This is a genomic window from Bdellovibrio sp. SKB1291214 (assembly GCF_002209355.2).
GTDB lineage: Bacteria > Bdellovibrionota > Bdellovibrionia > Bdellovibrionales > Bdellovibrionaceae > Bdellovibrio.
The window spans coordinates 15,587-34,008 of the sequence record NZ_CP106855.1 but is presented as its reverse complement, the minus strand read 5'-3'; the positions used below and the strand labels follow the sequence as shown (position 1 = coordinate 34,008).

Here is an 18,422-nt window from a genome sequence, read left to right as displayed (position 1 = left end):
AATCCTCGAGGGAGTGCATCATGTTGCGAGTTTTAAAATACATATCATTGCTTGGACTTATCTCCTTGGCCTGCAATTTTGCTAACGCGCAAGAAGCTGCGAAAAAAGAGCGTAAAGCAACGCTTAACTTCGAAGATGAGTTGGTAGAGGGTGGTACTCAGAAGCCTGAGTTGTCGTATCTCTTCCAGAAAAAGAATTTCAATTATAAAAGACTGATCAAACTCAGAGAGAATTTCATCCCTGAGATGAGAAAATCAGCAGAAGACATTCAGCGAGTTCGAGGTAGTAATTGAGATCGCCGTTAATATTCAGAATTTTTAAAGATAATCAACTTATCGGTGTGAAGCAGTTCGATCAAGATCAGATCGTGATTGGTCACTCTGAAGAAGTTCACGTCGACCTTGATGGTGATGGAGTATCGCCAATTCACTGTCTATTAGAAAGACGTGACTCTGGTTACTATATCTGTGATCTTGGTTCACAGACTGGAACATTCAAAAACGGCCAAGCCGTTCTTGATGAAGGCATCGCTTCGGGTGACGAAGTGACAGTAGGTCCATTCAAGATCGTGTTCTTCTTAGGAGTGCCAAAGCCTAAAGCTCCGCCTCCAGGCGAAGAGGCTGCAGACAAGTTAGAAGACACAGCTGCAGGCATAGTGCCAGCTCCGGCGGTGGCGGCGCCAGTTGCCCCACCTCCAGCACCCACTTCCACTGAAACTTTGACTTCGATTCCAGCTCAGTTAGCACCGGTGACAACGCCGCCAGCTGCAACTCCTCCACCTGCTCAAAAAGCAGAACCAGTGGTTGAGAAAAAAGCTGAACCTGTCATCGAGAAGAAGGAAGAAGTTAAGATAGCGATTCCGACTGAAGTTCCTAAAATTGACGAGAAAGCACCTGCGACAATTGCACCTCCGGTGGCATCAGTTGCTCCTTCGACGTCAACCACTTCTGTGGCTCCTGTTACGGCAACTCCAGCGATGGGTGGAGTTACTTCCGCAGCATCTCCAGCGCGTCCGGAAATTCGCACGGGTAAGGTTTCGTTTAAAAAGGAAAAGAAAGTTAAAACTTTCGCTCCTGCAAGTGAAATTCAAGATTTGAAAACTTATTTGAAACCTGGAAAAGGCCCTACGGTTCAAGTGATAGTTGCTTGGAAAGAGCGCATCCTGAATACGTACAACTTTAAAGGGAATCAATCTGTTCATGTTAACTTGGGTGAAGACAAACCAAACAGTATCGCTTTACCAGATGGAATCATGCCAAAAGGCTTCCAAATTCTGGATATGGCAGGTGGTTTGAAAGTTAACACTGCAGCGGACATGAAAATTGAGATGGTGGCATCCCAAGGTTTGGTAGCCATCGAAGATCTAGAGAAGAACGGCCGCGCGCAAAGAGCGGGGGGTGGTTATTCTATTCGTGTAGATCAAAATGAAATGCTTTGTCTGACGTTGCCGGGTGGATACATGAATTTGTATATCCGCTTTGTGCCTCAGGCTCCGGTGGTGCCTATCACATCTGTGATGCTTTCGGGCTCAGAGATGACGGGTATGGTTATGTCTTTGGTTATCGTGGGCTTGCTTGCATTGTACATCTCTGCAACAACTCCGAAAGATTGGGAGACAAACAAGCAAGAGGAAGTTCAGCGTATCGCACAGGTGATCTTTGATAAGACACCAACGCCTCCGCCGAAACCGTCTCCAACTCCAACGCCTCCGGCTCCATCACCAACTCCGGTGCAGCAGCCGACTCCGACACCAACACCTAAAAAAGTGGTGGTGAACGATAACGATAAGAAGGCACAAGAGAAAAAGCCAGAGAACAAGCCGCAGGTTTCTCAAAAAGCTCAACAAGCAGCAAAAGCTAGTGAAGTTGCGCCTAAAGAAACTAAAGATCGTACTAAAAAGTTCACATCAACTCGCCAAGGTGGCGCAGTGAAAATGGGTGAGACGGCAAGTGCGAATGCTCAATCCAAGAACAAAGACCTTTCTAAAGTGGGTCTATTCAGCGCCTTCGGTGGCGGTGGTAACCGTGGGAAGATTGATCAAGCTTACTCTGGCCAAGGTGAAGTATTAGGTATGGCCGACAAGGCGACCGGTACGTCAGGCTTTAATGAAAACAGAGCCGGTGACGACTTAGGTTCTAAGTTCAAAGATTCAGGTGCCGGCGGTAAAGGAACTGCGACACAAGGTATCGCGGGTGTCGGAACTAAAGGTCGTGGGTCAGGTCAATCTGCTTACGGTGCCTCTGAAGGTTTCTGTTCGAAATCCCAAGTGGCCATCGAAGGTGGCGGTATGGAAGAATCTTTCGACGGTACTATCGACAAAGAAGCTATTCGTCGTGTTATTCGCGCGAAGCTTCACGAAGTAAAAAGCTGTTACGAAAGAGCTTTGAATACGAAAGCTAAGGGAACTCGTCTTGAAGGTAAAGTTATCTTGGGATGGGAAATCGTAGCACAAGGTCAGGCCCGCAACGTGAAAGTGAAGAGCTCAACACTGGGTGATAAAGGTGTTGAAAACTGTATCAGAGATCGTTTGGCAAGTTGGACATTCCCTGAGCCTCCAGCAGGTTTAGTGGCAGTGATCGAAGCTTATCCATTCGTTTTGAACCAACAATAGATTTAATAAATTAAGAATTAAAGTTACTCTACAGGAGGAGTTTTCGTGAACCCAACAGACGCAGCAGCAGCAGCAACACAGTCAGCAACTAACGCAGCAATGCAAGTTGCAACAGGCGACAATATGAATTTTATCCAACGCGCTTTCTCTGAAGGCGGTATTGTGATGTACATCATCGCGGCAATCGCGATCATGTCTATCATCGTTATCGTGGATAGAATTATGAAACTTAAAAATTTGAACGTGGATAAAAAAGAATTCACAGATCAAATCTTCCGCATGGTAGTAGCTGGTGATCTTCGCCAAGCAATCTCTTATTGCGATGCTCGTCCAGCAGCTTTAACGAACACAGTTAAAGCGGGCCTAGTACAAGCAATGAACAAACGCCCCGATGAAGAAATTCAAGTGGCAATGGATGCAGCAGTTATGAGAGAGATGCCAAAAGTTGAAGGTTGGGTTTCCTTCCTTGCAGTTTTCGGTAATATCTCGGTACTTGCGGGTCTACTTGGTACAATCATCGGTATGATCGGTTCCTTCCGTGCAGTTGCGGCGGCGGACCCTGCTACAAAAGCTTTGGAACTTTCAAAAGGTATCTCGCATGCCCTAAACTGTACTGCGTTCGGTCTTTTAGTTTCTATCGTGTGTATCGTTGCATACGGTTTGTTCCAACATCGTATTCAAAAAACAGAGAATGAAGTTGTTGAAACAAGCATGTCTCTTTTGAATCTAGTAGTAGCAAACAGAGAAAAAATCAGAGATTAATTTTTTAGATAAGTTTAGAGGTTAGCATGGCTCACATAGAAGAGGGCAAATCCGGTGGCAGGCAGAAAAATATCGAGTTGAATCTCGTGCCTGTTATTGACTTGATGAGCGTACTTATTACGTTCCTCTTGATCACTGCCGTTTGGACTCAGATCTCTATGATTCAAATTGGAAGTTCCTTGTACGGTAAGAAATCCGACACTCAGCCAAATCCGACTCCTCCGCCAAATGCGGATGTGGTGTTGAAGGTGGACGTGAAGCCTGTTGGTTATGTTTTAACTGTTGGGAAACAAGTCATCAGTCTTCCTATGCAAGGCGGACAATTTGACGATGCTGGCCTTATCGCTCAACTTCAAAGGGTTAAACAAATTTACCCTGAGAAAGTCGACGCGATTTTGACCATGGCAGATGAATTGCCATACGATCAGTTGATCAAAACAATGGATAACTGCTTAACCGCAGGATTTAGTGCGATTTCAGTCGCAACAGGAGCGCCTCAATAATGGCAATCTTTAGACCAGGCGAAAGACATCGTTATCACAATATTTTAAGTAAGAAAAAAGGGAAGCGTGGAGTGACGGCAGTTCTGTCTTTGACAGCGATGGTCGACATGTTCACGGTTCTCGTTATCTTCCTTCTTCAAAACTATAATACGACGGGCGAAATCCTTTACATGCCAAAAGAAGTGACGCTTCCGAAGGCATCGAGTGTTAAAGAATTAAAGCCGGCTCACGTCGTAACAATCTCTAACAAAGAGATCGTTTTGGATAAGGACCCAGTAGCAACATTTGCAGAAGTTCAAGCAACAGGCGCAGATGACTGGAATATTCCAAAGTTGAAAGAACAATTGACGGCTGCTTTGGCAAAAAGCAAAGCTGATTACGAAGCAAAACTGCAAAATAGAATCAAAGATGCTGTTGATCAGACTAAAGGTCAAAACACTGAAGATGCTAATGCATGGAGCAAAGTAACTATTCAAGCCGATAAAGGTATCGATTACCTCACGGTGAAGAAAGTTATGTTCACGGTGACAGAAGCGGGCGCTGGCGAAATTAATTTCGCAGTGACCAAAAACTCTAACCAGTCGACTTCTACCCAATAATTTGGGTAGAATCGATCCATGGCTAAGTTCAAGAACCTCATCTTTGCAGTACTTTTAGTTTTATTGTTCGTTGAGGTTCTAATCGTATTTCCTAAAAAACTCGAACACGACGATGACGCTCAAGTGCAAGCTCGTGTCGAACTCCAAGAAAAAAGAAAAAAAGAATTGGCAGAGCTTGGTGAGAATGCACCTGCAAACAAAGCTCCAGGTACCCTGGCGGAACAACGCATGGGTGGCGTTCATTTGGTTGAAAGTCAAAAGGGCAACCGCGATTGGGAATTGTTTTCTGAAGCAGCCGAAGGCAGTCAGGGGAGCGGTAACTGGAAGCTTAAAAAAGTTCGCGTGTTTTTTTATAACAAAGAAAAAGTGGAATTTACGGCAACGGGTGATGAAGGTGTCATCGACGCAAACTCCAAGGACCTTAGCATTAAGGGCAATGTCATCACGCGTTCTGAAAATGGATATGTATTTAAAACTCCCACGATTTCATATGCTGCTACGAAGCGAGAGATCTTAAGTCCCGAAGAGGTTTATATGGAAGGACCTCGTGATAAAACTGGCGGCGGCTTAATCGTAAAGGGCCGCAGCATGCAGGTGTTGGTTGATCAATCCAAAATGCTTATTCGGGAAAAAGTGTCTGCAACCAAAGCTATGAATGATGGCAAACGTTTCGATGTGGTGGCTGATGGTGCTGAGTTCAGTGGCAAAAGCAATATGGCACGCTTCCTAGGGACAGTGCGCATGAATTATGATGGAATGCGGTTGGAGGGTCCTGAAGCGAGTTTCCTGTATGATCGTGGTACAAATCTTCTTAGCAGTATCAGCATTTTGGGTGGCGTTAAAGTCAGCGATGCTGACAAATTTGCCACGGCTGATGTTGTCAATCTGGACCTTCTTGCAAATAAATACGTTTTCAAAGGCCGCCCCAAGGTAATTCAAAACAATGACGAGCTGAGTGGTGAGGAAATCATCTTTCTCGAAGGCGGAAAAAAGGTTAAGGTTGAGAGAGTACGTGCCAAGATGGATAACAAGGAAAATAAATGAGTATTTTGACCATCAAAGACATTTCAAAAAGTTTCAAAAAACGTAAAGTCGTTGATGGTGCCTCATTTTCTGTGGAATCAGGTCAAGTTGTTGGCTTGTTGGGACCAAACGGAGCCGGTAAAACAACATCGTTTTATATGGTGGTTGGCATCGTTCAACCGGACCGTGGCTCCATCCGTCTGGATGAAGACGATATCACCAAAGAACCTATGTATAAGAGGGCCCGCGTCGGTTTAAGTTACTTGGCGCAAGAGCCAAGTATCTTCCGTAAACTGACAGTTGCCGAGAACATCACCGTTGCTTTGGAGGCCCATGGATTCAGCGGAGCTCAGCGAGCTGAACGGTTGGAGCTTTTGATTTCAGAGCTTCGTATTGGTCATATCCGTGACAGCTATGGTTATGCCTTGTCGGGTGGTGAGAGACGTCGTGTTGAAATCGCTCGCGCTCTTGCTGGTGAACCGAAATTCCTTTTACTGGATGAGCCCTTCGCGGGGATTGATCCCATTGCGGTCGGTGATATACAGAATATCATCCGCGAACTTAAGGCCAAAGGTATAGGAGTTCTCATAACAGATCACAACGTTCGTGAGACTTTGGGCATTTGCGACTATGCTTATATACTGAAGGACGGGCAGATTCAGGTTAGCGGAAGTGCTGATGAAATCACGAATTCTGAAATTGCCCGTAAATTCTATCTCGGTGAAAATTTTAGGCTTTAACGCTAGTGCGTTTTTAGAAAGGTAAACAATGGCTCTTCGACAGACCATGAACCTGAGTCAATCTCTGGTCATCACGCCGCAACTGCAACAAGCAATCAAATTGTTGCAGATGTCACGTATGGAGCTGGAGTCTGCGGTTCGTTCAGAGCTTGAAGAAAACCCTATTCTAGAAGAAGCAGAACAACTTAAAGAAGAAGATCTGCAACGTACGAAAGAAGCGTCCGACGAAGTTGCGGGCGAAGGTTCCGCTGAATCCACGAACGATCAAATATCTCAAGACCCACAAAAACAAGATGAGTTCGAGTGGGAATCCTATATTGAGCAGAATCAAAAACCTCCTCAGTCCGGCATGTCTGGTTCTGAAGAGATCATGAACTATGAAAATGTCATCACGGCCTCTCAAACTTTACATGACCACTTATACTGGCAAGTGAAGATGAATGGTTTCTCTGAGGAAGAGGAAAGAGCTGCCGATGCGATCATCGGTGCGATTGACGATGATGGCTACTTCAAAGTGCCAATGGAACAATTGGCTGAAGAAGAAAAAATCGACAAAGATCTTTTGGAAGATACTTTGACGTTGATTCACGAGTTCGACCCGCCAGGTGTGGGTGCGCGTGATCTTAAAGAGTGCCTATTGATTCAAGCGAAACACTTGGAAGAAGACACTCATGATTTGGTGAACTTGATCAATAATCACTTGAAAGATCTGGAAAAGAAAAACTACGAAGCGATCGCAAAGGCCTTGGGTCGTGATATCGAAGATGTAGTTGATATGTGTAAGATCATCTATGCCATGGACCCAAAACCGGGACGTGCTTTCGTTTCTAGTGAAACTCACTATGTCACGCCAGACGTTTACGTGTACAAAGTCGGCGATGATTACGTGGTGTCTTTGAATGAAGACGGTTTGCCACGTTTGAAAATTTCTAATTTCTATAAAAACATGCTTAAGAGTGGAAAAACAACCGGCGATAAAACTCAGGATTATATTCAAGAGAAACTTCGCTCTGCTGTTTGGTTGATTAAATCCATCCATCAAAGACAAAGAACCATCTATAAAGTGGCCGAGTCGATCGTAAAACATCAACGCGACTTCTTTGAAAAGGGTTCTGAGCACTTGAAACCGATGGTTTTACGCGATATCGCGAATGACATCGGGATGCATGAATCCACGGTGAGTCGTGTGACGACGGCCAAGTACGTTCATACGCCACAAGGTATTTACGAGCTGAAATACTTCTTCAATTCCGGTATTGCTTCTGGTGATGGGGATTCGTTAGCTAGTGAATCGGTCAAAGTAAAAATCAAAGATTTGGTTGCGAAAGAAGATCCTAAAAATCCTTTGTCTGACCAAAAGATCGTGGATTTGCTAAAAACCGACGGCATTCAAATCGCTCGTCGTACAGTTGCAAAATATCGCGACGTCCTCAAAATACTTCCTTCTTCCCAAAGGAAGAAATACTTCTAGAAACCCGGAAACATTTCAGTCCTCGCTCGGAAACGTGCGGGGACTTCGTGTTTTTAAGGGGCTCGATGTTTGTTTTATCGCTGTTCAGCTTGGCAGATTTGGCTGTGGAACTCGGTTTCGAGGCTGTATTATAGGTCTGCGCCTGGTGACTTGGATCATTCTTTTCGCGTGAAATAACAATTTTCATTGAGTTGTTGGGCCAGTGGTTTTATTTTGGCTCCGTTTGAGAAGGAGAGTGCCATGGATTTGAAGAAGCTGATTCGAGATGTTCCGAACTTCCCTAAAGAGGGGATTCTTTTTCGTGATATGTCTCCACTTTTGCAAAGTCCTGAGGCTCTTAATTTTGTTTCTAAAAACTTGGTGAATGGTGTGGATCTTTCTAAGATTCAATATTTCGCAGGCATCGAGTCTCGGGGATTCATTTTGGCTTCGCACATGGCGGCCATTCATGGGAAAGGCTTTTTGCCGATTCGTAAGGCAGGTAAGCTGCCTCCTCCGACAAAAAAGATTTCTTATGCACTTGAATATGGAACTGCGGAAATTGAGCTTCCAGTGGGTGGTGGCAACATCATGATCGTCGATGACGTTTTGGCGACAGGTGGAACTTTGCAAGCGGCTATTGATTTGAGCACCCTTGCTGGTTATACCGTGCAGTCGGTGGCGGTTCTTGTGAACCTCACTTTCTTGAATCAAATGAAATTTAACGGCAAAGAGGTTTATTCCCTTGTTCAATATTAAAGACGTTGCTGTGTTGATGGCTCTTCCACATGAATCCCAAGGTGTTTTCGAAGGCGAAAACATTCCAGTTCATTATACCGGAATAGGTAAAGTGAACGCGGCTTTGACGGCGATGGATGTGATTCATAAGACCAAATGCAAGGTAATCATTAATCTGGGCACAGCAGGCAGTTCGAAATTTAAAACTCATGATCTTGTTGAGGTTTCTTCTTTTGTCCAAAGAGACATGGATATCACGCCATTGGGATTCAAAGTGGGGGAGACTCCCTTTGATCCGATTCCTGGCGTGATCGATTTGATCCCTTATTTTTCAGAACTTCCCCATGGTGTGTGCAGTACGGGTGATAATTTCGAGACAGGAACTCCTAGGTTACCTTGTGACCTTGTAGATATGGAAGGATATGCAATCGCCAAGGTTTGCCGCAAAATGGGTGTGCAATTAATCTCTCTGAAGTACATCACGGATGGAGCTGATCACAACGCTCACAATGACTGGGCGGCGAATCTTTTACCAGGTGCCAAGAAGCTATTAACTTTTTATAAGAAAATGATCGCATCCGAAGACGGCGCTCCAGCATAAACCGTGAAAATTATTTTTCTCAAAACGAGAATTTGAATTAACCGCAAATTATTCTCTCCGGGTCTCAATATAGAGCTCATCTTTGGTCCAGCGGACCCGATAAGCTAAGTAAGAGCGCTAGCAGCGCTCTTGGGAAACACACCCGTAAACTAAAGGCCTTGAAAGGGGCTGGAGGAGAGAAAATGAAATTGAACACAACCTTTAAGCATCTTGATCACTCCGATTCACTTGTTACATACACAGAGCAGCGCATGGACGAGATCGGTCAATTTCTGCTAAGGGATGGTTACGGGACTGTTTACTTTAGTAAAACCAAAAATGAGTTTTGCGTGGAAATTTCAGTAAACACCCGCGAGAAGTATTTCAAAGCTTCAGCTTTCGGTGTGGACGCGTACGGAGCAGTGGACTCATGCGTGGATAAGCTTGAAAAGCAATTCTTGAAAGTTGCCAAAATGGTCAAAGATCATAAAAAGCCCGAGCTTTCAAAGGAAGGGCGCCTGAATCAGTTGATGCGCGTGCGTAAAGCCGCATAGATCATTTTAAATAGATATTCGTTTAACAAAAGGTGGTTAATACCACCTTTTGTCGTTTCATGACCTCATCAAAACCTCAGGTAGTGCTCATGATCCTCAGAGCGTTGCAACCATGGGAGATCGCCGAAGCCTTAACGTGCACTTTGGGCAGGGGCGAGAGGAATGCGTATCAGTCTTTTCCTTAAGAAGGTTCCGGCAATTGGTTGACCCCCAAATACGAGTTTGATAGGTTCCGATTCTGACTTAAAATGTCTTCAATCAAACCTAGTTGCACTCTGCCCCGGTTAGGGTGTGGCAATCCTCTCGATAAGGAAAAATAAGAAGTGAAAAACTATCTTTTTACGAGTGAATCTGTTTCTGAAGGTCATCCGGATAAAATGGCCGATCAAATCTCCGATGGCGTTCTGGACGCTATCTTGGCTCAAGACCCTAAAGGTCGCGTTGCCTGTGAGACTTTGCTAACGACAGGTTTAATCGTTGTTGCTGGTGAAATCACGACTTCTGCAAAAGTGAACTTTTCAGAAATCGCTCGTGATGTTGTTAAACGTATTGGTTATGACCACTCTGACAAAGGTTTTGACTACAAAACTTGTGCAGTGACGGTTGCAGTTGGCCAACAATCTCCAGACATCGCTGTCGGTGTTAAAGAGACTTTGTCTGACGACCAAGGCGCCGGCGACCAAGGTTTGATGTTCGGTTACGCAGTCAATGAAACTCCTGAGTTGATGCCTCTTTCAATCGCGATGTCTCACAAACTTGTGAAAGATTTGGCGACGATTCGTAAAGCCAACAAGGTGGACTGGTTGCGCCCTGATGCAAAATCTCAGGTGACTGTTCAGTATGAAAACGGCCTTGCGAAACGCATCGACGCCGTTGTTATTTCCACTCAACACGCGGACTCTGTTTCGAATGCAACAATCAAAGAATTCATCACTGAAGAGTTGATCAAAAAATCAATCCCAGCTCAGTGGATCGACTCTAAAACAAAATTCTTCATCAACCCGACAGGCCGTTTTGTAACGGGTGGCCCTATGGGGGATGCTGGTTTGACGGGTCGTAAAATCATCGTGGACACTTACGGTGGTCACGGTGCACATGGTGGCGGCGCATTCTCTGGTAAAGATCCTTCTAAAGTGGATCGTTCTGCAGCTTACGCAGCTCGTCACATCGCTAAGAACATCGTTGGTGCAGGCTTGGCAGACCGCTGCTTGCTTCAAGTAGCTTACGCGATCGGTGTTGCTGAACCGGTTTCCATTACTGTAAATGACTTCGGTACAAGCAAAGTTGGTTCTGAAGTGCTTGAAAAAGCAGTTCGCCAGGTCTTTGACCTGCGTCCAGCTCGCATTACGAAGGATTTGGACCTTTTGAGACCAATCTACTCGAATACAGCGGCTTATGGCCACTTCGGTCGTACTGAAGAAGGTTTCACATGGGAGAAACTAAATAAGATCGAAGAACTAAAAAGCGCTGTAAAGGCACTTTCTTAGTCTGCTGAATTTTCAAATTTATTAATCATTGCGCCGAGTTGTCTCTAGCAACTCGGCGCTTCTTTTATATAATGGCGCGAATGGATCCTAAGTATATACGTAACTTTGCAATTATCGCTCATATCGACCACGGCAAATCAACTTTGGCAGATGGTCTTCTTTCCGTAACTGGTTCTCTTTCCGATCGTGAAAAGAAAGAACAGTTCTTGGACAACATGGAACTTGAGCGTGAGCGTGGGATCACAATCAAAGCTCAGACTGTGTGTCTAGATTTCAAATCGAAAGATGGAAACGACTATCAGATCAACTTGATCGATACACCGGGGCACGTGGACTTCTCTTACGAAGTATCTCGCTCTTTGGCAGCCTGTGAAGGCGCGATTTTGGTTGTTGATGCTGCTCAAGGCGTGGAAGCGCAAACTCTCGCAAACGTTTATCTTGCGATGGAAAATAATCTTGAGATCATTCCTGTCTTGAACAAAATCGATTTGCCGTCTGCCGACCCAGAAGGTGTTGCCAGACAAATCGAAGACACCGTTGGTTTGGATACAACAGGTATCATTCACGCTTCTGCCAAAGAGAAAATCGGTATTACGGATATTCTTGAAGCCATCGTTGAAAAGGTTCCGCCACCAAAAGCAGATCGCACGCTCACTCCGCGCGGGTTGATCTTTGACTCGTGGTTCGATGCATATCAAGGCGTTGTCGTCCTGGTTCGAATGGTGGACGGTACAATTAAAAAAGGCGACAAAATTAAGTTCATGGCGACGGACCGTGATTACGAAGTTTTGCGCATGGGTAAATACAAACCATTCCCAGCGCCTCAGGAAACTTTGGAAGCGGGTGAAGTGGGCTTTATCATCTGCGGTATCAAAGATATTCGCGACGTTAAAGTGGGCGATACTGTAACGGCAGCGAAACATCCAGCGGCAGAGCCGTTGGCTGGTTTCCAAAGAATTAAGCCGATGGTATTTGCCGGTATCTTCCCGGTCGTTGCTTCAGAGTATGAAAGTTTGAAAGATGCTTTGGACAAGCTTTGCTTGAATGACTCTTCGCTGTCATACGAAGTTGAGAAATCAGCAGCCTTGGGTTTCGGTTACCGTTGTGGATTCTTGGGCCTGCTTCATATGGAGATTGTGCAAGAGCGTTTAGAGCGCGAATTCAATCTTGATTTAATTACCACAGCTCCAACGGTTGTTTATCAAATCACCCAGACCGACGGCACAGTCATGATGTTGGAAAATCCATCAGGCATGCCAGATGAATCTAAAATTGCAAAATTCGAAGAGCCTTACGTGAAGGTCACGTTGCACACTCCGACTGAATACATCGGCGGTATCCTGAAGCTTTGTGAAGACAAGCGTGGTGCTCAGCTGAAAATGGAGTATGTAAACGAAAAGAAAGTCATCATCGAATACAAACTGCCGATGAATGAAATGGTGATGGATTTCTATGACCGTCTTAAATCTATTTCTAAAGGTTACGCGTCTTTGGAATATGAATTTATTGGCTTCGAAGAATCTGACTTAGTTAAATTGGATATCTTGATCAACTCTGAGCCGATTGATGCCTTGTCGTTAATCGTTCACAGATCAAAAGCCGTAACTCGGGGTCGTAAGCTGACAGAAAAAATGAAAGAGCTGATCCCACGCCAGCAGTTCCAAATTAATATTCAAGCGGCGATCGGTTCAAAAATCATCGCACGTGAAACTCAAGGTGCGATCAGAAAAGACGTTACTGCCAAATGTTATGGTGGTGACATCTCTCGTAAACGTAAGCTTTTAGAGAAACAAAAAGAAGGTAAGAAACGCATGAAGGCAGTCGGCTCTGTCGACGTCCCTCAAGAAGCATTCCTGGCCATCTTGAAAGTTGAGGACTAAGCATCATGTCAAAACAACAAGACAACAAACCGGTTCCTTGGGACTGGAGAACAAAGCATTTTTGGACTGAGGGATGGGGTTCTCTTTTTCTTGCTGTATTCATTGCTCTTTTCATTCGCTGGGGCTTTGTTGAAGCGTATGTGATTCCATCGGGTTCCATGCTGCCAAGCTTGTTGATCCATGATCATATCTTCGTGAACAAATTGACTTACGGATTGCGCGTTCCCTTCAGCGAAAACTGGATGGTGAAGTTCAACGAACCAAAACGTGGCGAAGTCATCGTCTTTAAATATCCACGTGACATGAGCACTTTCTTTATCAAGCGTATCGTGGGGGAACCTGGCGATAAAATCTATTATGAAAATGGAACTTTGTACGTGAATGATAAACCGGTCGAAAAGAAAGTTCCTGCAAACCAGGACGAGTTCAATTGGTTGCGTGACGCGGACTTCACTCGTGATGGTAACGTCAACGATGCAAAATCAAATTACGTTGAATTCACGGAGGCTTTGCCACCAGGTAAAGGTGCTACGGAAGGTAAGGATCATGCGATCCTTCTTCGTAAAGGGGACTTCTACGAAACTTTCGGTCCAGTCGTTGTTCCTGAAGATCACTTATTCGTGATGGGTGATAACCGTATGAACTCGATGGATAGCCGTGTTTGGAGCTTCCTGCCTAAGCAAAATATTTTGGGTCGTGCGATGTTCGTATGGCTTTCTTGTGAAGAAACTATTCCGGCGCTTCCGATGCTTTGCAATCCTTTGACGATTCGTTGGACTCGCTTTTTCCATCAAGTAAATTAATAGATGAATTCAAAACAGCCAGTGGAAAAAAACCTAAAGGGAACGTGGAATCAAGCGATTCTAACGTTCCTTTTTCCTATTCTGCTGGTGATGGGAGTACGCTGGGCTTTGTTTGAGCCCTTTGTGATCCCTTCTGGAAGTATGATTCCGAACCTTTTGGTGCACGACCATATCTTGGTTAAAAAATTTGCCTATGGCTTGCATCTTCCCTTTAGAGATAAATGGATGTTTCAATGGTCGTCACCCGAGCGCGGGCAGATCATTGTTTTTAAATATCCCGAAAATCCTGATGTCTATTATATCAAGCGTTTGATTGGCCTGCCCGGGGATGAAGTATCGGTGAAAGCAGGACGCATCTCAATCAATGGAAGTGAAATTCCGTTGGTGCAGTTTGATGACGATAAGAACGAAAAAGGTTTTTCATACTTTGAAGAAACGATGGATAAGAACACTCATGCGATTCGTTTCATGGATTACAAGTTTGATGAGGATGTCAGCCCTCAGGTCTTTAAAGTCCCTGAAGGGCATTTCTTCTTTATGGGCGACAACCGTGATCAATCAAGTGATTCTCGGGTCTGGGGATTTGTGAAGAAGGATTATATCGTGGGCCGCGCGTGGGCGATTTGGCTTTCCTGCGAGAATACACTTCCGACCATGACATTTATGTGTGATCCGGCCCAAATGCGCTGGTCTCGCTTGTTTAAAACCCTCCATTAATTTCAGCTATTTAGTTCATTCACAAATGATAAAAGCCGGGTTCATTTTACACTGCTAATGCAATGCATTAGAGGGTGGGTGACGGCTGTGATATCCCTACTCCATCAATTAGTAAATCCAAGGAGATATCAATGAAATTGCTTACTTTCGTAGTCACACTTTTAACGTCCTTAAGCACATTCGCGTACAGCAATAACTACACAAACCTTCAAGATAAAAGAACCGACGTAGAAGCCGTTGCAGCTTCTAACCAAGACGGAGTTATCGCTTTGCGTGTTGTTGTTAACAGCAGCACGACAGTTGTTCCTAATGCTGTTGTTGAGACTCAAGCAGGTGGTTTCCAATGTAAGGTTATCAAAACAATCTTGTTGGAGAGCGCTTACGATTCCGCAAAAAAAGAATTCACGCAAGCTTACGAAATCCAAGTTGTTTGGACTCCAGGCAATGAAAACAGTGGTTGCTCTGTAACGATTCTTCATCCGTCATTGAACAATACTCGCGCTGTCATCTATATGGAAAATAAAGATCCGTCTCCGATCAACGAATACGATTACTAGTAATTGTCGCTTTCTCAAAAAAGCTATCCGCGATCCCAAAAGTTGGTTAACATTTTTTTATGACTCGTTGGCGAGAATACTTAACAACTTTGGTGATCGCGGTTTTTTTTGCGCTGTTCGTGCGCAGCTATTTGATCACGGCTTATAAAGTGCCAACGGGCTCAATGCAGCCAACCCTAAAACCTGGCGATTTTATTTTTTCTTCCAGGCTCTCTTACGGTATTCAGTTACCATTCACAGATAGAAAATGGGACGTCACATCTCCAGAGCGCGGTGACCTGATCGTTTTTAACTATAGCAATCAGCCAGGCATTTCTTACGTGAAACGCGTGATCGGCTTACCTGGAGATAAAATCCAAATCAAAGATGGTCGGATTGTTTTGAATGATGAGGCCCTTCACTATGAAAAAGTGACTGTTGATACTGGCGATAATCCAAATTCAGACATGTTCGAAATTTTCCAAGAAAAGTTTCAAGACTCCTCTTGGAAAGTGATTTTTCAAAAGCAGCGGGAAAATAAGGATTTCGGACCGATCGTCGTTCCGCCCGATGAAGTCTTTATTCTAGGAGATAACCGTGATGCGAGTGACGACTCGCGCTATTGGGGCACAGTTCCGACATCGCAAATTGTCGGCAAGGTCGTTTTGATTTGGTTGTCATTGGATTGGCAGGAAAAATGGGGCGGAGACCGCTATCCTACAGTGCGTTGGAAAAGAGTTTTTTCCACCGTTCATTGACATAAAACCCGCGGACTTCTAGGCTGTTCTTCTAGATGTCATCTAGAACTCAGCATTCCATTCTTGATTTAGTTAGCCTTGAAAAAGAAAAAATCGCCCGTCTTTTTTCAACGGCAGATCAGTTGGCATTGAATCCATTTTTACCTTCTAAGGGCTTCGGCAAAACCGGAGCCCTTTTATTTTTCGAAGCCAGCACTCGCACACGAATGAGCTTTGAAACTGCATGTGCACAGTTGGGTGTTCATCCCCTGTTGCTCGACGGGAAATCTGGCAGCAGCTTGGAAAAAGGCGAAACATTAGAAGACACGGTCCTTAATGTAGCCGCGATGAAACCAGCCTTTGTGATCATTCGTTCTGGAGATGAGTTGGATTTCAACGACATTTCTCAAAAAATAAACATGCCGGTGATCAATGCGGGCTGGGGTAAAAAAGGTCATCCGACCCAAGCACTATTGGATGCATATACGATTCGTAAACATCTCGGTAAAGTTGAGGGACAGAAAGTTTTGATCGTGGGAGATGCTCGTCACAGCAGAGTCGCAGCTTCGCACATCGAGCTCGCCAAAAAACTCAATTATGATGTGGCCTTTTGCGGACCCGCGGGCTTTTTGCCGGAACGTTCCGACGTCAAGGCTTTTGGTTCGTTGTCGGAAGGTTTGCAGTGGGCGACGGTCGCAATGACATTGCGAGTGCAGCTAGAACGTCACCAAACGCAGTACTCGCTTGCAGATTACCGTCAGAATTTTGGTTTTACAGTTCAGAATTTAAAAGATCTTTCTGAGAAATCTTTGATCATGCATCCAGGCCCTATCAATCAAGGGACTGAAATGGATACGGAAGTTTTGCAGAAAGATCCTCGTTGTCGTGTTTTGGATCAGGTCAGCAATGGCGTTTTGATCCGTCAGGCGATTTTGCTGGAAGTATTGGGGGGATTATGAAGGGATGGCTTGTTTTAGAAACGGGCGAAACATATCAGGGGGCTTGGCACGGTGGAGAAAATCGTGCAGGTGAAGTCGTCTTTAATACATCTCACTCTGGATACGAGGAAATTGCGACGGACCCTTCTTATTTTTCTCAAATCGTTGTCATGACAGCTCCCATGCAGGGGAATTACGGGATCGAAGATGCTGTCTGGGAGTCTCGCAAGCTGTGGATTGAAGGATTCATTTGTCTGGAGGTTCAAGATACTGAGCGCGATCAAGCCTGGAAAAAACGTCTGACAGATAATAAAATTCCTATGCTCACAGAATTAGACACTCGGCATTTGGTTTTGCGCCTTCGTAACGGCGGTACACCCTGGGGAGCTTTAGTTCATGCTAAAGATGAAGAGCAGGCGAAATCCCTGGCTCAAGAATTGATCGCGAAAAAGAAAACATTGGATAAAGATTGGGTTTATCTGGCTTCTCGCACAGAACCGGAAGTTCGCCGTGGTGATAATATGGTAGGCCCGCGCGTGGCGGTTTTGGACTTCGGTAGCAAGGAAAATATTCTGCGAGAGTTGCAAAATCGTTGCTCCGAAATAAAAATCTTCAACAGCCGCAGCTCTGTTCAAGAAATCATGGACTACAATCCAGATGGCATCATGTTAACAAACGGCCCGGGTGATCCTTCGGATGTAAAGGTGGCGATTGGCACGGTTAAGGAACTTTTGGGAGTCAAACCGATCTTTGGCATTTGTATGGGACATCAAATTTTGGGCCTCGCTTTAGGTGGCAAAACTTATAAGCTTAAATTTGGTCATCGTGGCAGCAATCATCCGATCAAAGACGTCATTTTAAATCAAATTTATATGACCAGCCAGAACCACGGTTACGCTGTGGACCCGGCAACTTTGCCCGATGACGTCAACGTGACGCACACCAATCTAAATGATGGCACTGTGGCAGGTTTTTATAGTGAAAAAAGAAAGTGTTTAGGAATACAATATCATCCTGAAAGTTGCCCAGGCCCGCATGAAGCGAGTGGCCTGTTTAGTTATTTTGTAGAGCGGATGATATGAACGAATACGAAAAGTTAATCGAAAAGATTCTCAATCATTTTGTAAGCGATGCCTTCAAAGATGAATTGGCTATGGCCAAAAAGGAATTCTTTGAAAATGCCGGTACTCTGGATGAGAACTCCGAGCATTTTGAATCTCGTATGGCGCAATTTTACGATTGGTATTTCTTTACTCGTGAGCTTAAAGGTTTCGGTCAAACTCCATTGGATGCTTGCCACCTCGTTCGCGAACTTCGTTTCACACCAGAAGAAATGCAATTGATTGAAGTGTTGAAGAGCCACCGCCACTCGATGTTTGAATTTATTAAAATCAAAAATGGCGACGTTTACATCAAAGACCTGATGGCCAATAAAAAATTGGTCGTTAAGGAGTCCCCCTATGTATTTGGTTTTGATCCAGACGAGTTGTTTGAAGTTCGTTTGATTCCTCATGGGGAGTCTTACATCTTTACACGCGGTTTTTGCTTTCACCCTGAATCTGCTAAGAAATTTATTTTGAGTGAAGTGAAGCGCCATCGTAAAGACCCGGATTTGGATCCAGATTTGATGATGCTTCGTCTGATAAAGATGAGATACAAGTTCGAGCAGTACAAGCACGTGAAACCCGAGATGATCTATTCCAACGAAGGAAAGCTCGGTATTTAAATTTATAGTTTTTTTAAACTCCGGGCATCCGGAGTTTT

20 protein-coding genes are annotated in these 18,422 nt (G+C 44.6%); all 20 read left to right on the top strand.

Annotated elements, in window-relative coordinates; translation table 11 throughout:
* The first annotated feature begins 20 nt into the window (after nt 1–20).
* The 20 genes from B9G69_RS00185 (at nt 21) to B9G69_RS00090 (ending at nt 18,384) form a co-directional block, all read left to right on the top strand.
* Nucleotides 21–293 carry a hypothetical protein gene (locus B9G69_RS00185; protein ID WP_088616585.1) on the top strand — a complete coding sequence of 91 codons (273 nt, stop codon included), beginning with the start codon at nt 21–23 and terminating at the stop codon, nt 291–293.
* Nucleotides 290–2,611, top strand: a complete 2,322-nt coding sequence (locus tag B9G69_RS00180; RefSeq protein WP_088616586.1) for an AgmX/PglI C-terminal domain-containing protein — start codon at nt 290–292, stop codon at nt 2,609–2,611. Before B9G69_RS00185 ends, B9G69_RS00180 begins: the two co-directional genes overlap by 4 nt.
* 45 nt (nt 2,612–2,656) lie before the next feature.
* A complete protein-coding gene (locus B9G69_RS00175) occupies nt 2,657–3,373 on the top strand; it encodes a MotA/TolQ/ExbB proton channel family protein (RefSeq protein ID WP_254916991.1) in 717 nt (238 codons plus the stop codon).
* Between the two features lie 26 nt (nt 3,374–3,399).
* Complete coding sequence (locus tag B9G69_RS00170) at nt 3,400–3,876, top strand: ExbD/TolR family protein (RefSeq protein ID WP_088616587.1); 477 nt, start codon at nt 3,400–3,402, stop codon at nt 3,874–3,876.
* On the top strand, nt 3,876–4,475 hold the full coding sequence (locus tag B9G69_RS00165) for an ExbD/TolR family protein (protein WP_088616588.1): 600 nt from the start codon (nt 3,876–3,878) through the stop codon (nt 4,473–4,475). Before B9G69_RS00170 ends, B9G69_RS00165 begins: the two co-directional genes overlap by 1 nt.
* An 18-nt stretch (nt 4,476–4,493) precedes the next feature.
* A complete protein-coding gene (lptC, locus tag B9G69_RS00160; protein ID WP_088616589.1) occupies nt 4,494–5,519 on the top strand; it encodes an LPS export ABC transporter periplasmic protein LptC in 1,026 nt (341 codons plus the stop codon).
* Nucleotides 5,516–6,238, top strand: a complete 723-nt coding sequence (gene lptB, locus B9G69_RS00155) for an LPS export ABC transporter ATP-binding protein (protein ID WP_088616590.1) — start codon at nt 5,516–5,518, stop codon at nt 6,236–6,238. Before lptC ends, lptB begins: the two co-directional genes overlap by 4 nt.
* Before the next feature lie 28 nt (nt 6,239–6,266).
* Nucleotides 6,267–7,709 (top strand): RNA polymerase factor sigma-54, encoded by a 1,443-nt coding sequence (gene rpoN, locus B9G69_RS00150; protein WP_088616591.1) that lies wholly within the window; start codon nt 6,267–6,269, stop codon nt 7,707–7,709.
* Nucleotides 7,710–7,949: 240 nt separating this feature from the next.
* Nucleotides 7,950–8,447 (top strand): adenine phosphoribosyltransferase, encoded by a 498-nt coding sequence (locus tag B9G69_RS00145; RefSeq protein WP_088616592.1) that lies wholly within the window; start codon nt 7,950–7,952, stop codon nt 8,445–8,447.
* Between the two features lie 16 nt (nt 8,448–8,463).
* Nucleotides 8,464–9,027, top strand: coding sequence for a 5'-nucleosidase (locus B9G69_RS00140; protein WP_088617269.1), 564 nt, complete (start codon nt 8,464–8,466; stop codon nt 9,025–9,027).
* Between the two features lie 182 nt (nt 9,028–9,209).
* The gene (hpf, locus tag B9G69_RS00135; protein ID WP_088616593.1) at nt 9,210–9,560 is read left to right on the top strand and encodes a ribosome hibernation-promoting factor, HPF/YfiA family; all 351 of its coding nucleotides are present in this window, start codon (nt 9,210–9,212) and stop codon (nt 9,558–9,560) included.
* Between the two features lie 377 nt (nt 9,561–9,937).
* Nucleotides 9,938–11,047, top strand: coding sequence for a methionine adenosyltransferase (gene metK, locus B9G69_RS00130; RefSeq protein WP_416220942.1), 1,110 nt, complete (start codon nt 9,938–9,940; stop codon nt 11,045–11,047).
* 80 nt (nt 11,048–11,127) lie between these two features.
* Nucleotides 11,128–12,927: a translation elongation factor 4 gene (gene lepA / locus B9G69_RS00125; RefSeq protein ID WP_088616595.1), complete on the top strand. Its 1,800-nt coding sequence runs from the start codon at nt 11,128–11,130 to the stop codon at nt 12,925–12,927.
* A gap of 5 nt (nt 12,928–12,932) precedes the next feature.
* Nucleotides 12,933–13,730 (top strand): signal peptidase I, encoded by a 798-nt coding sequence (gene lepB / locus B9G69_RS00120; RefSeq protein ID WP_265437890.1) that lies wholly within the window; start codon nt 12,933–12,935, stop codon nt 13,728–13,730.
* 3 nt (nt 13,731–13,733) lie between these two features.
* Complete coding sequence (gene lepB, locus B9G69_RS00115) at nt 13,734–14,447, top strand: signal peptidase I (protein WP_088616597.1); 714 nt, start codon at nt 13,734–13,736, stop codon at nt 14,445–14,447.
* A gap of 131 nt (nt 14,448–14,578) precedes the next feature.
* Nucleotides 14,579–15,004: a hypothetical protein gene (locus tag B9G69_RS00110; protein WP_088616598.1), complete on the top strand. Its 426-nt coding sequence runs from the start codon at nt 14,579–14,581 to the stop codon at nt 15,002–15,004.
* A gap of 59 nt (nt 15,005–15,063) precedes the next feature.
* Nucleotides 15,064–15,741 (top strand): signal peptidase I, encoded by a 678-nt coding sequence (lepB, locus tag B9G69_RS00105; RefSeq protein WP_088616599.1) that lies wholly within the window; start codon nt 15,064–15,066, stop codon nt 15,739–15,741.
* Between the two features lie 35 nt (nt 15,742–15,776).
* Nucleotides 15,777–16,679 carry an aspartate carbamoyltransferase catalytic subunit gene (locus B9G69_RS00100; protein ID WP_088616600.1) on the top strand — a complete coding sequence of 301 codons (903 nt, stop codon included), beginning with the start codon at nt 15,777–15,779 and terminating at the stop codon, nt 16,677–16,679.
* Complete coding sequence (gene carA / locus B9G69_RS00095; RefSeq protein WP_088616601.1) at nt 16,676–17,740, top strand: glutamine-hydrolyzing carbamoyl-phosphate synthase small subunit; 1,065 nt, start codon at nt 16,676–16,678, stop codon at nt 17,738–17,740. The genes B9G69_RS00100 and carA overlap by 4 nt, the downstream gene beginning before the upstream one ends.
* Complete coding sequence (locus tag B9G69_RS00090) at nt 17,737–18,384, top strand: hypothetical protein (RefSeq protein WP_265437889.1); 648 nt, start codon at nt 17,737–17,739, stop codon at nt 18,382–18,384. Before carA ends, B9G69_RS00090 begins: the two co-directional genes overlap by 4 nt.
* Nucleotides 18,385–18,422 lie beyond the last annotated feature (38 nt).